Origin of the sequence: Achromobacter xylosoxidans A8 (genome assembly GCF_000165835.1) — a bacterium.
Lineage (GTDB): Bacteria > Pseudomonadota > Gammaproteobacteria > Burkholderiales > Burkholderiaceae_B > Achromobacter > Achromobacter xylosoxidans_B.
Window position 1 is genome coordinate 6,360,838 of the sequence record NC_014640.1, and the last position, 13,267, is coordinate 6,374,104.

The window sequence follows — 13,267 nt, forward strand, 5'->3', positions numbered from 1 at the left end:
CTCCCGCTATCGCAGGATTTCGCCGGGACAAGGAATTTCCAGGTCCAGCAGCATCTGGGCGTACGACTTGCCCAAGGGGTCCGAGCGCAGGCTGGACGAACCTCCACCGCCCAGCGCGCGCCGCAGCACGAAATTGACTGCCCCCGTTCCCGGCAGCTCGAAACGCAGCACCTCGCCCTGCACCAGATGGCTGAAATACTCGCGCACCCGCTCGGGGGTCAGCTCGCGCAACAACACCGGCCAGTAAGTCTCGGAACGCGCGATCACGCCTATGTTCGAATCGTCCCCCTTGTCGCCGCTGCGGGCGTAGGCCAGCCTCGCCAACGGCACCCGCAAGACGCCCTCCGGGCTTGCGACGGCAGCGGGTACAGGGTGGGAAAGGCCAGGCTGCGGGAATGGGCCGTCCTCGCCGTTCTCGGGCACGGCGACCTCGGCATTGACGTCGCCGCAATGAAGCCAGATCGGCACGCACTGCTTGGCGATATAGAACGATCCCGTCTTGATGATGGCCTGGATATCGGAACGGCCGCCGAAGTGGCTGCGCGTGCCCGGCCCCATCGACGTTCCGGCCGAAGCAGACTCCTTCTGCAGGAACTCCAGACCCTTGCGTTCGGCGTGCGCGGCAGCGATGCGCAGAATCACCTCGCGGCTGTCGCTCGCGCGCGCATTGCCGCCATACATGGCCTCGGCCCCGAGCAGCTCAACCACGGTGGAGGCGTAATCGGGCAAGCCGTGCAACGCCAGCAGTTTGCGCGTGCGCCGCAGCAATTCCTCCGCGGTGCGCAAGGCCTTTGCGCGCGCCCGCGGCCCCCGGATCGCCATCATGATGCCGATCTGATAGCCGGCGTGTCCGGTGGCAGTGATTTTGTAGCGCGTGGACGGCGCGCGTCCGCGTGCGCCCTCCACGCGCACCCGGTCCGGTCCCGTCTCGCGGATGGACACCTGCCGCAAGTCGCAGACCACGTCTGGAAGCTCGTACGCCGCGGGATCGCCGATCTCGTACAGCAGCTGTTCGGCCACCGTGGCACGGCTGACCAGGCCTCCGGTCGCCGGCGGCTTGGTCAGGTCGAACCCGCCCCCCGAATCCAGCGCCACGATCGGATAGCCTATGTTCGCCCAATCCGGCACCGACTCCCAGTCCGTGAAGAGGCCGCCGGTCGCCTGCGGACCGCATTCGATCAGGTGGCCGGCCAGGCTGGCCTGTGCCAGGCGGTCATAGTCCGAGTAGGTCCAATCGAACTCATGTATCGCTATGCCGAGCACGCTGGCGCTGTCCACCGCGCGCCCCGTAATCACGATATCGGCGTCCTGCGCCAGCGCCTGAACGATGGGATAGGCGCCGAGATAGGCATTGGCCGACAACAGCGGCCCGAAGCCGTCCAGACCAGGCAGGGGCCGGCCCTGGGCGTCGGTGAACTCCGCCTGCAACTCGGCCACGTCGTCGCCAGTGACCACGGCGATGCGCGGCGCCAGGCCCTGTTCGCGGGCGAAAGCCAGGATGGCGTCGCGGCAAGCCTGCGGGTTCAAGCCGCCGGCATTCGACACCAGCCGCACGCCGCGCGCCAGCAAGGTCTGCAAATGCGGGCGCAGTACGCTGACGAAGTCGGTGGCGTAGCCCAGCTCTGGACTGCGCATGCGTGCCCGTTGCAGGATCGACATCGTCGTTTCCGCCAGATAATCGAAAACGATGTAATCCAGCTTGCCGGCCGTCAGCAGCTGCGGAATCGCGATCTGGGAATCCCCCCAGAATCCCGATGCGCATCCGATATGCACGGGCTCCTTGCGCCGCCGCGTCCGGCTCTCGCTGTCGTTCGCGCTCATGGCTGCACCTCCATCAATGCCTGTCCAGTACTGACCTGATCTCCGGCAGCGACCGCAAGCTTTGCCACCACGCCCGCGCCGCCTGCCGCGATAGACATTTCCATCTTCATGGACTCCAGCACCAGTACCGTTTGCTGCGCCGTCACGCTGTCTCCGTCACGGACGTCGACACTGATCACCCTGCCGCTCATCGGCGCGCGCAACAGCCGGACGTGCCCGTCCCTCTGGCCCTCGCGGTCGGCAAAGCGCGTGGCGCGCACGAAGCGCCAAACGCTGGCGCCGTCCTGCACCCACACGGCGGCCGCCGCATCCTTGGCCACCCGCAGGCTCCGCCGCAGGCCGTCCAGGACCAACGCCATTTCGCCGTCGTGGCGATGCAAAGCGTCAATCCTGATCTCTCTGCATTCGCCCTCGGCAACATGCCCTTCCCAAGCCCGGACCGACAGGCCGCCATCCGCCTGTTGCACAATGTGCAGCAACCGCGAGTTGCCGTCCGAGGTATCGTCCAAGGCCACGTCACCGGCCGCGGCCAGGCCCGGCCGGGCACCTCCCGCGGGCCAATCCGCCAGTGCGAGCGCCGCGGCGGCCAACGCATGCGCCGAAGGCTCCGCCCGCCAATACGCCGACGCCATGTCCTGGCCGCCCACGAAGGTCGTCGCCACGCCGCCGTCGCGAAAATCCGGATGGTTGATCGCCCGCGCCAGGAAATGCAGGTTCGAACGGACCCCTAGCAAGCCCCCGGCTTCGCAGGCCCGCGTCAGCTTACCGATGCACTCGTCCCGCGTTGCGCCCCACACCAGGTACTTGGCCAACATGGAGTCGTAGTACGGCGTGACCTCCAGACCGTCCTCGAGCGCGGTGTCGACGCGCAGGCCGGGGGGCTCGATCCACCTGAGCACCGAACCGACCTGCGGCATGAAGCCGGCGGCCGGATCCTCCGCGCAGACCCTCAACTCCATCGCATGGCCGTGGCTGCGCACATCCTCCTGCCGGAAATCCAGCATTTCGCCCTGCGCCACCCTCAGTTGCCACTGCACCAGATCGATGCCAGTAACCAGCTCGGTCACGCCGTGCTCGACCTGCAGCCGGGTATTCATTTCCATGAAGTAGAAATTGCCCTGTTCGTCCAGCAGGAACTCCAGCGTGCCTGCGCCGACGTAGCCGATCGCCTGGCAGGCACGCACCGCCACGGCGCCCATGCGTGCGCGCAGCGCCGGCGACACCGCGGGCGATGGGCTTTCCTCGACCAGCTTCTGATAGCGCCGTTGCAGCGAACAGTCGCGCTCGCCCAGATGCACGACGCTGCCGTGTTCATCGCACAGCACCTGGATCTCGACGTGGCGCGCCGCCTGAATCGCCTTTTCGAGGATCAGTTCATCCGAGCCGAAGGCGCCCAGCGCTTCCGAGCGAGCCAGCGGCAGCGCTTGCGCCAGATCGGTGTCGTCCTGCGCCAGGCGCATGCCGCGCCCGCCCCCGCCGGCCGCGGCCTTCAGCAAGACCGGGTAGCCTATGGCGCGCGCCCGCGCCGACAGTTCACGGTCATCCGCGATGCCTTGCGCACCCGGCACCGTCGGCACGTCGGCGTGCCGCAGCGCTTCCTTGGCGCGAGCCTTGTTGCCCATCAAGGCGATCATCTCGGCCGACGGCCCTACGAAAGTCAGCCCTGCTTGCGTCACCGCGCGGGCAAAGTCGGCGTTCTCTGAAAGAAACCCGTAACCGGGATGCACCGCCTGCGCGCCGCTGGCGGCGCAGGCGCGCAGAATGGCGTCCACATTGCGATAGCTCGCCTGAGCCGGCGCCGCGCCTATGTGCACCGCCATGTCGGCTTCACGCACATGGCGTGATTCCGCGTCGGCATCCGAGTACACCGCGACCGTGCGCAGGCCCAAGGCGCGCGCCGCGCGGATCACTCGCAACGCGATCTCGCCGCGGTTGGCCACCAGCAAGGTATCGAATCTCATCATGTCCACCTTTGCGGCGTCACGCCGCGCGTGCGGGCAAGATGCCCATGTGCTTGCAGATGATGGTGAGCATGATCTCGTCAGCGCCGCCGCCGATGGAAATCAGGCGCAGGTCGCGCCAGGCGCGCGACACTGCGTTTTCCCAGGTAAAGCCCATGCCTCCCCAGTACTGCAGGCACGAATCCGTGACCTCGCGGCACAGGCGCCCCGCCTTGAGTTTGGCCATTGATGCCAGCTCCGTCATGTCGCCGCCGTCCATATGCACGCGGGCCGCGCGATAGACCATGGCGCGCAGCATCTCGACTTCCGTCTTCAGCTCCGCCAGCCGGAAATGCACCGCCTGGTTGTCCAGCAGCGGTTTACCGAAGACCAGGCGCTGGCGCGTGTAGTCGATGGTGTCGTTGATCACATCGCCCAGGGCCGTGACGCGCCGGGTCGCGCCGCTGAGGCGCTCTTCCTGGAATTGGCGCATCTGGTAGGTAAAGCCCATGCCTTCCTCCCCGATGCGGTAGCGCTGCGGCACGCGCACTTCATCGAAGAAAACCTGCGCGGTGTCCGAGGACCACATGCCCACTTTCTTGATCTTGTTCATCGTGACGCCAGGCACCGGCTTGCCGTTTTCCTGCTTCAGCGGAAGACAGATCAGCGACTTGTTGCGGTGCGGCTTGTCGTCGCTGGTGTTGGCCAGCAAACACATCCAGTCGGCCTGGGTAGCATTGGTTATCCACATCTTGGAACCACTGATCACGTAGTCGTCGCCATCCTTGCGGGCGGTCGTCTTCAGCGAAGCCACGTCCGACCCTGCCCCGGTTTCGGATACGCCCAGGCAGGCCACGTAATCCCCGGCGATGGAGGGCCGCAGGAACTGTTCACGCACGGCGTCGTTGCCGAAGCGCGCCAGGGCCGGCGTGGCCATGTCGGTCTGCACCGCGATGGCCATGCCCACGCCGCCGGCACGCACCGAGCCGATAGCCTCGCAGAACGCGATTTCATAGGAATAATCCAGCCCCATGCCGCCGAACTCCGTGGGCTTGTTCACTCCCAGAAAGCCCGCCCGGCCCAGCTTCTTGAAGACCTCATGGGCAGGGAATATCTGCTCTTCCTCCCATTGATCCAGGTAGGGATTGATCTCCCGCCCGATCAACTGGCGTACGCCATCCTGCAGCGCGATGTGCTCATGGGTAAACATGGAATCTCCTCGTTAGAATCTTGCGACGCCGAACTGGATCGGATGAAGGTCGCGTTTTGCCGACCGCGTGCATGCGGCCAGCGCTACTTCCAGCACTTCCCGGGTGGTGCGCGGGTCTATCACGCCGTCATCCAGCAGCAGGCTGCTGGTATGCACGGCGGAAGACTGCAACTCGAATGTCCGCACGATTTCCTGGCTTTCCGCCTCCAGGCCGGCGTGATCTGGTTCGGTACCCGCCCGCCTGGCGCTGTTTTCCGCAACGCGCCGCATGGTCATGGCGGCCTGCTCGCCCCCCATCACGGCGGTCCTGGCGTTCGGCCATGAAAACAGGAAGTCCGGCTTGAACGCGCGGCCGCACATGCCGTAGTTGCCGGCGCCGAAGGACGCGCCGCACAGGATGGTCAGGCGCGGCACGTCAGCGTTGGACAGCGCCTGGATGAGCTTGGCGCCATGCTTGATCATCCCGGCCTCCTCGTGCGCCCGGCCCACCACGAAGCCCGTGATGTTTTGCAGGAACACGATGGGCCGCCCCAGTTGCGAACAGAGCTGGATGAACTGCGCGGCCTTGGTCGAGCCTGCGGTATCGAGAGGGCCATTGTTGGTGAGCAAGCCTATTGGCGTGCCGCACAGCGCCGCATAGCCGCAAACCGTGGCCACGCCGTAGTCACGCTTGAATTCGTGGAACTCGGATCCATCGACCAGCCGCGCAATGACCTCCCGCATGTCCACCGGCATCCGGTAGTCGGCTGGCATGATGCCCAGCAGATCCTGGATGTCGTGCAGCGGCGGCGCGCCGGCTTCCGTGCTTTCTCGCTCGGCCCAACCGAAGGCGCTCACGATGTCGCGCACCTGCAGGATGGCCTCGCGGTCGTTTTCGGCAACGTAATCGGCAAGCCCCGATACCGCCGCATGCATCGCCGCCCCGCCCAGTTCCTCTTCGGTCGCGATCTCTCCCGTGGCGGCTTGCAACAGGGCCGGACCGGCAAGGAAGGCATGCGCCTGATTGCGCACCATCACGACGTAGTCGGAAAGACCCGGCAGATACGCCCCGCCCGCGGTGGACGATCCATGCACCAGGGAGACCACTGGGATTCCCGCCGCGGATAGTTTCGCCAGGTTGTAGAACATGCCGCCGCCATGGACGAAGCGTTCCGCCCGGTACTTTTTCAGATTCCCGCCCGCGCTCTCCACCAGCTGGATGAAAGGCAGGCGATTGGCCAGCGCGATCTCCTGGCAGCGCATGACCTTCTGGGCCGTCATGGCCTGCATGGCGCCCGCGCTGATGCCGGCGTCATTGATAACGATCATGCAGCGCACGCCGCACACTACCCCCACGCCCGCGATGATGGCGGCGCCGGGCACGCTGGTGGCGGGATCCGGATCCTCGATGCCGCAATAGCCGGCCAGCTTCATCAATTCCAGGAACGGGCTGCCAGGGTCGATCAACGCCGCCAGGCGCTCCCGCGGCAGCAGCTTGCCGCGCTTGCGGAATGCGGGCGCCGCCTGGGCCGACCGGTCCGCCGCCCGCTGCTCCAGCTGCGCCAACTCCGAAAGCAGCGCCAGCATCTGTTCGCGGTTGCGCTGATAGGCGGGAGATTGCCTGTCGAGGCGGGATTCCAGATCGGCCATGGTTGCGAGCGCCTTATGTCGGGTTCCGGGGAGCGTCCGGCAAACCCGACGCGTGAACCTATGATGGGGTACCCGACGCGCCCGCACAATCAAGAACTCGTCCGCGGACACATTAGAATCATTTAAGTATCGGCGCCCGCGACGGCGCAAAAAAAACCCGCCACATCGGTGGCGGGTTCTCGGAAAATCAAGCGGCAGTCAGTGCAGGATCTGGCTCAGGAACAGCTTGGTCCGCTCGTTCTGCGGATGGTCGAAGAACTCGTCCGGGCTGTTCTGCTCGATGATCTCGCCGCGGTCCATGAAGATGACGCGATTGGCGACCTTGCGCGCGAAGCCCATTTCGTGGGTCACGCAGATCATGGTCATGCCGCTTTCCTGGGCCAGCGTGACCATCACGTCCAGCACTTCCTTGACCATTTCCGGGTCCAGCGCGGAAGTCGGCTCATCGAACAGCATGATCTTGGGGCTCATGCACAGCGAACGCGCGATCGCCACGCGCTGCTGCTGGCCGCCCGACAACTGGCCGGGAAATTTCTTGGCCTGGTCCGGGATGCGCACCCGCTCCAGGTACTTCATGGCCGTGGCCTCGGCTTCGGCGCGCGGCTTCTTCAGCACCCACATGGGGCCCAGCGTCAGGTTCTCCAGCACCGTCAGGTGCGGGAACAGGTTGAAGTGCTGGAACACCATGCCGACGTCCTTGCGGATGGTCTCGATGTGCTTGAGGTCGTTGGTGAGCTCCGTGCCGTCCACGATGATGTGGCCCTTCTGGTGCTCTTCCAGGCGGTTGATGCAGCGGATCATGGTGGACTTGCCCGAGCCCGACGGCCCGCACACCACGATGCGTTCACCCGGCGCGACGTCCAGGTTGATATTGCGCAGCACGTGGAACTGGCCGTACCACTTGTTCACGTCCTGCAATTTGATGATGGCATCAGACATGCCCGTACTCCCGTAAGTATCGCGGTGCGCGCCCGCCCGAGGCGGACGCGCTGCAAAGTTCTAGCGTGCGTGTCCCGTGGCCAGGCGTTTTTCCAGCGCCTGGCTGTACTTGGACATGGAGAAGCAGAAGACGAAGTAGATGAGCGAAATGAACAGGTACGCCTCCACCCCGAATCCGCGCCATGCCGCGTCGGACAAAGCCGCCTTGGCCGCCAGCGTCAGGTCGAAGATGCCGATGATCACCACCAGCGAGGTGTCCTTGAACAGCGCGATGAAGATGCTGACCAGCGGAGGAATGACGATCTTCAGCGCCTGCGGCAGGATGATCTTGCGCATCTGCTGCCAGTAGTTCAGGCCCAGCGAATCCGCGCCCTCGTACTGGCCCTTGGGGATCGCCTGCAGGCCGCCGCGCACGGTTTCGGCGATGTACGCCGCCGCGAACATGATGATCGCGATCTGCGCCCGCAGCAGCTTGTCGATGGAGAAGCCTTCCGGCAGGAACAGCGGCAGCATCACCGAGGACATGAACAGCAGGCTGATCAGCGGCACGCCGCGGATCAGCTCGATGTACACGACGCACAGCGCCTTGATGGCCGGCATCTTGGAGCGCCGGCCCAAGGCCAGCAGCACGCCGATGGGGAAGGCGAAGGCGATGCCGAACGTGGACAAAATCAGCGTCAGCGGCAGGCCGCCCCAGCGTGCATTTTCCACGTAGGACAGGCCGAACACGCCGCCCCACATCAGGAGCGCCACGGCCGTCAGGCCCACGGTCCAGATGACAGCAAGCTTCCAGTTCCAGAAGCGGCGGATGCCGCTGCAGACGATCACCGCCACCAGGATGACGGTTGCGATCAGCGGACGCCATTGCTCGTCGAACGGATAGGTGCCGAACAGGATCAGCCGGTGCTTCTCGATGATGAACGCCCAGCAGGCGCCGCCGGAAGCGCGGCACTCCTGCGCGTTGGTCGCGGAGAAGTTCGCCTTGATGAAGGCCCACTCCACCAGCGCCGGCACCGCCATCAGCAGGAACCAGGCCAGCAACACCGTGATGAGGATGTTCAGCGGCGACGAAAACAGGCGCGACTTGAGCCATGCCCAGAAACCCACATGGGTGCTGGGTGGCGGCAGCCCTTCGGCGGGGATATGCGTAGTGCTGCTCATATCAACGCTCCACCAGCGCGATGCGCTTGTTGTACCAGTTCATGAATATCGAAATCGACAGGCTGACCGTGAGGTAGGCGCCCATGATGATGAGAATGCCTTCGATGGCCTGGCCGGTCTGGTTCAGTGTGGTGTTCACCACCGACACGATGTCGGGGTAGCCGATGGCCACGGCCAGCGAACTGTTCTTGGTCAGGTTCAGGTACTGGCTGGTCATCGGCGGAATGATCACGCGCAGCGCCTGCGGCAGCACCACCAGGCGCAGCACCTGCTTGCGGCGCAGGCCCAGCGAACCGGCGGCTTCCCACTGGCCAGTATTGACCGCCTGGATGCCCGAACGCACCACTTCGGCGATGAAGGCCGAGGTGTAGACCACCAGGCCCGCCATCAAGGCGGCAAACTCCGGCGACAAGGTCAGGCCGCCCGAGAAGTTGAAGCCCTTGAGCACCGGCATGTCCAAGGTCAGCGAGGCCCCGCTGGCCAGCCAGCCGACGATGGGCAGGCCGATGAGCAAACCGATGGCGGCGCGGCCCAGCGGGAACACCCGGCCAGTCGCCTCCTGGCGTTTCTTGCCCCAGTGACCCAGGAAGATGATCGCCACGATGGCCAGGCCCAGACCGCCCAGCATCCAGTCCAGCGAATTGCCTTCCAGCCCCGGCACCTTCAGGCCGCGGTTGGAGATGAACACGCCTGGCAGCGGATTGTGCGCCTGGCGCGGACCCGGCATGTTTTCCGTGATCAGGGCGTACCAGAAGAACAGCTGCAGCAGCAGCGGCACGTTGCGCATCACTTCGACATAGACCGACGTGATCTTGGCCACCAGCCAGTTCTTGGACAGGCGGCCGATGCCGATCAGCGTGCCGAGAATCGTCGCCAGCACGATGCCGATGACGGCCACGCGCAGCGTGTTGAGCAGGCCCACCAGGATGGCGTGGCCGTAGGTGTCGGAGGGGCTGTAGGCGATGGGCGTTTCGCCGATGGCGAAGCCGGCCTCGCGTTGCAGGAAGCCGAAGCCCGTGGCGATATTGCGCACGGACAGGTTGTGCAGCGTGTTTGAAACCAGGAACCACACGGCCCAGGCCACCGCGGCCAGCGCCAGCACCTGGTAGACCACGGAGCGTACGCCGGGATCGTTCCAGTTCAGACGCCGGGGAGGGGCCGATGCAGGCGCGCTTTTATTGGGAGTATTCATGAGTGAATCTACAGAAGTCGGAATACCGGGCGGCGAAGCCGGCGAGGCCGCGCCACCCACTCCTGCCACCCGCCCGAAGGCGGGAGAGGAAAAACGGAGCACCAGGCTCCGTTTTTCCAGGCAGCCGTGTGTTAGCGCACCGGCCAGCCGTACATCAAGCCACCATTCTTGTAGGAAGCGTTCAAACCGCGTTCCAGCTTCATTGCGCTGCTCTTGCCCAGCGTGTTTTCGAAGCTTTCACCGTAGTTGCCCACGTTCTTGATGATGTTGTAGGCCCACTTGTCATCCACGCCCAGGTTCTTGCCCATGCCCGGGGTCACGCCCAGGATGCGCTGGATGTTGGGGTTGGGGCTCTTCGCCATTTCGTCGACGTTGGCCTTGGTGATGCCGTATTCCTCGGCTTCGAGCATGGCGTTGAGCGACCAGCGCACGATGTTGAACCATTGCTCGTCGCCCTGGCGCACCATGGGGCCCAGCGGCTCCTTGGAGAAGTCTTCCGGCAGGATGACGAACTTGTCCGGGTTCTCGAGCGTGGTGCGGGTGGAAGCCAGTTGCGACTTGTCGGTGGTGAAGGCGTCGCAGCGGCCGGCCGAGAAGGCGCGGATGATTTCGTCGTACTTGTCGATCACGACAGGCTTGAATTCGATCTTCTGGCCGCGGAACCAGTCGGCCAGGTTCAGTTCGGTGGTGGTGCCGGGCTGCACGCAGATGGTGGCGCCGTTCAGTTCCTTGGCGCTCTTGACGTTCAGGTCCTTGGAGACCATGACGCCCTGGCTGTCGTAGTAGTTCACGCCCACGCCGATCAGGCCCAGCGTCGTGTCGCGCGTCAGCGTGACGGTGGTGTTGCGGGTGAGGACGTCCACTTCGCCGGATTGCAGGGCGGTGAAGCGCTGCTGCGTGTTCAGCGGAGTGAATTTGACCTTGGTGGCGTCGCCGAACATGGTCGAGGCGATGGCGCGGCACAGGTCGACGTCGATGCCCTTGTATTCGCCCTTGCTGTCAGCGATGGAGAACCCCGGAATGCCCGTCGAAACCCCGCACTGGACAAACCCTTTTTTCTTGACGTTATCGAAGGTTGCGCCCGCATTGGCGGCCGCGGATGCAGCAAACAGGGCGGCGCCGACAGCAGCGAGTTTCAGTACTTTCATCGTGTTCTCCGTGTGGGATAAAGCGAAGTCGCACGCAGGCCGGGTTGGGTCCACGTATGGGGCGGATGGTAGCGTCCGCGCCACTCGCGGCGCATCCGGGAATTCCCTTGAAATATAGGGACACTGGATGAAATGAAACGCTGTTTCCCGACAAAAAAGGGACGCTCTTTGCGCCAGGACAAACGCCGCCAGACGCCTTGCGCGTAAAGATTTATCCGCGCCTCCTCCTGGCGGTTTAGGCCACCTTAGTGTCCCCGAGTTACTATTGCGGCTTCATCTGACAGCCGCCATGATCGAATTCCAGCACGTATTCAAATCATATGGTCGCGGCCGCAATATCCTGGCCGACATCAACTTCCGCGTGAGCGCGGGAGAATTCGTTTTCGTATCCGGGCCGTCCGGCGCCGGCAAGTCCACTTTGCTCAAGCTGATCGGCGGGCTGGAGCCCGCCAGCCGGGGGTCGATCCAGGTCAACGGCCAGCGGCTGGACAAGCTGCCCGCCCGCGCCCGGCCGTACCTGCGCCGCGCCGTGGGCGTCATCTTGCAGGATACGCACCTGCTGTTCGACCGAACCGCGTTCGAAAACGTCATGCTGCCGCTGGCGGTCACGGGCCATGCCTGGAACTCGGCAGCGGCGCGCGCCCGCGCCGCCCTGGACAAGGTGGGGCTGTCCGGCAAGGAAGACCTCAATCCGATCGAGCTGTCCGGCGGCGAGCAGCAGCGCCTGGCGATCGCGCGGGCCATCGTGAACCGGCCCGCCATCCTGATCGCCGACGAGCCCACCGCCAACCTCGACCACGACAACGCGCAGCGCATCATGAATGTGTTCCGCGATTTCAACCGCGTCGGCGTGACCACGCTGATCGCCTCGCACGACCAGGACCTCATGGCGCGCTACGCCACCCGCACCTTGCGCATCGATCCGGGCAAGTTCGCTGATTCCCAGGGCGCCGGAACGGCCCAGCCTGAGACTGGCGCAGGACTAGCAGGCACCGGGCAGCCGGGCGCCGCGCCCGGCCGGGCCTATCCGGGAGAGTCCGCATGAACGCCTGGCTGCGGCAACACCGCTACGCGCTCCTGGTCACCCTGCGCCGCCTGATCAAGCAACCGTTCTCGTCCCTGGCCAACCTGCTGGTCATGGCCCTGGCCCTGGCTTTGCCGCTGCTAGGCAGCGCCATCCTGGTCTCGGTCCAGCCGGTGGCGCGCCAGATGTCGGTCACCCCCGAAGTCACCGTCTTCATGCGCGTGGATGCCCCCTCGGGCGCCGCCGCGGACGTGGCCAAGCGCATCCAGGACGAATACAAGGACGATATCCGCGCCGTGCGCGTGGTGGGCCGCGAGGACGCCCTGGCGGATCTGCGCGCCAACCCGGCGTGGCAGCAGGCGCTGGCCGTGCTGCCGGGCAACCCGCTGCCGGACGCGGTGGTGGTGACGCTGGCCGACGGCGACAACTTGGCCGGCCGGGCCGACAAGCTGGCGGCGTCCTGGAAGCAATGGAACCATGTCGACCTGGTGCAGCTGGACAGCGCCTGGGTGCAGCGCCTGGAGGCCATCCTGCGCTTTGCCCGCATCGGCTTGGGCTTCCTGGCCGCCTGCGTGGCGGTAGTGGTGCTGGCGACCGTCTTCAACACCGTGCGCATGCAGGCGCTTTCGCAACGCGAGGAAATCGGCGTGGCCCGGCTGGTGGGCGCCACGGAATCCTTCGTCCGGCGCCCCTTCCTGTACCTGGGTGCGCTGTCCGGCGCGGTGGCTTCGCTGCTGGCCATAGGCGTGGCGGCGGTCGCGCTGTCGCCGCTGAACGACGCCCTGGTCGGACTGGCCCGCAGTTACGGAGCCGAGTTCGCCTTGCACCTGCCCGGGCCGGCCGTGCTGATCGGCGCGGTGATCGCCTCGGCCGCCCTGGGCGCCCTGTCGGCGCGCTGGTCGGTCACCCGCAGCACGCGCTTCTGACGCGCGGCGCCTAAAGCTCCGTATAAAGCCCCTTCCTCCCCGTGATCCGGGGAACGACTTCCGCCCGCCTGTGTAGGATGCTCGCATGCCTGCCAGCGGGCGGCCGGCTATGGGCCGGGCGGCAAAAACAGGACACATTACTGCGTCGGTTACACAGCCGTTCACCCGCTGGAAGCTTGAGTATGCAAGAATAAAGCGACATTTTCTTACATACTTTGATACATTTCTGTCTCGAGCTGCCAACTTCGTGTCCAAATCGCTGTTCTTGCCCTTAATC

General features: G+C 65.2%; 10 protein-coding genes. 2 read left to right on the forward strand and 8 right to left on the reverse strand.

From position 1 onward, the window contains the following. Positions 1 to 6: 6 nt before the first annotated feature. From AXYL_RS29255 to AXYL_RS29290, 8 genes are all read right to left on the reverse strand, one after another. Positions 7 to 1,821: an acyclic terpene utilization AtuA family protein gene (locus AXYL_RS29255; RefSeq protein ID WP_013396502.1), complete on the reverse strand. Its 1,815-nt coding sequence runs from the start codon at positions 1,819 to 1,821 to the stop codon at positions 7 to 9. Then, on the reverse strand, positions 1,818 to 3,785 hold the full coding sequence (locus AXYL_RS29260; protein ID WP_013396503.1) for an acetyl/propionyl/methylcrotonyl-CoA carboxylase subunit alpha: 1,968 nt from the start codon (positions 3,783 to 3,785) through the stop codon (positions 1,818 to 1,820). The genes AXYL_RS29255 and AXYL_RS29260 overlap by 4 nt, the downstream gene beginning before the upstream one ends. A gap of 16 nt (positions 3,786 to 3,801) precedes the next feature. After that, a complete protein-coding gene (locus AXYL_RS29265; protein ID WP_013396504.1) occupies positions 3,802 to 4,971 on the reverse strand; it encodes an acyl-CoA dehydrogenase family protein in 1,170 nt (389 codons plus the stop codon). Positions 4,972 to 4,983: 12 nt separating this feature from the next. Then, positions 4,984 to 6,600 carry an acyl-CoA carboxylase subunit beta gene (locus tag AXYL_RS29270; RefSeq protein ID WP_013396505.1) on the reverse strand — a complete coding sequence of 539 codons (1,617 nt, stop codon included), beginning with the start codon at positions 6,598 to 6,600 and terminating at the stop codon, positions 4,984 to 4,986. 198 nt (positions 6,601 to 6,798) lie between these two features. Next, a complete protein-coding gene (locus AXYL_RS29275) occupies positions 6,799 to 7,539 on the reverse strand; it encodes an amino acid ABC transporter ATP-binding protein (RefSeq protein WP_013396506.1) in 741 nt (246 codons plus the stop codon). Positions 7,540 to 7,599: 60 nt separating this feature from the next. Then, the gene (locus AXYL_RS29280; RefSeq protein WP_013396507.1) at positions 7,600 to 8,700 is read right to left on the reverse strand and encodes an amino acid ABC transporter permease; all 1,101 of its coding nucleotides are present in this window, start codon (positions 8,698 to 8,700) and stop codon (positions 7,600 to 7,602) included. A gap of 1 nt (position 8,701) precedes the next feature. Next, positions 8,702 to 9,892 (reverse strand): amino acid ABC transporter permease, encoded by a 1,191-nt coding sequence (locus tag AXYL_RS29285; protein WP_041654409.1) that lies wholly within the window; start codon positions 9,890 to 9,892, stop codon positions 8,702 to 8,704. A gap of 131 nt (positions 9,893 to 10,023) precedes the next feature. Then, the gene (locus AXYL_RS29290) at positions 10,024 to 11,040 is read right to left on the reverse strand and encodes an amino acid ABC transporter substrate-binding protein (RefSeq protein WP_013396509.1); all 1,017 of its coding nucleotides are present in this window, start codon (positions 11,038 to 11,040) and stop codon (positions 10,024 to 10,026) included. A 289-nt stretch (positions 11,041 to 11,329) separates the two neighbouring features. On the opposite strand from AXYL_RS29290, the gene AXYL_RS29295 reads away from it, so the two are divergent. Both AXYL_RS29295 and AXYL_RS29300 read left to right on the forward strand, forming a co-directional pair. Beyond that, positions 11,330 to 12,085, forward strand: a complete 756-nt coding sequence (locus AXYL_RS29295; protein ID WP_013396510.1) for a cell division ATP-binding protein FtsE — start codon at positions 11,330 to 11,332, stop codon at positions 12,083 to 12,085. Next, positions 12,082 to 12,990, forward strand: coding sequence for a cell division protein FtsX (locus tag AXYL_RS29300; protein ID WP_013396511.1), 909 nt, complete (start codon positions 12,082 to 12,084; stop codon positions 12,988 to 12,990). The genes AXYL_RS29295 and AXYL_RS29300 overlap by 4 nt, the downstream gene beginning before the upstream one ends. The last annotated feature ends 277 nt before the right edge of the window (positions 12,991 to 13,267 follow it).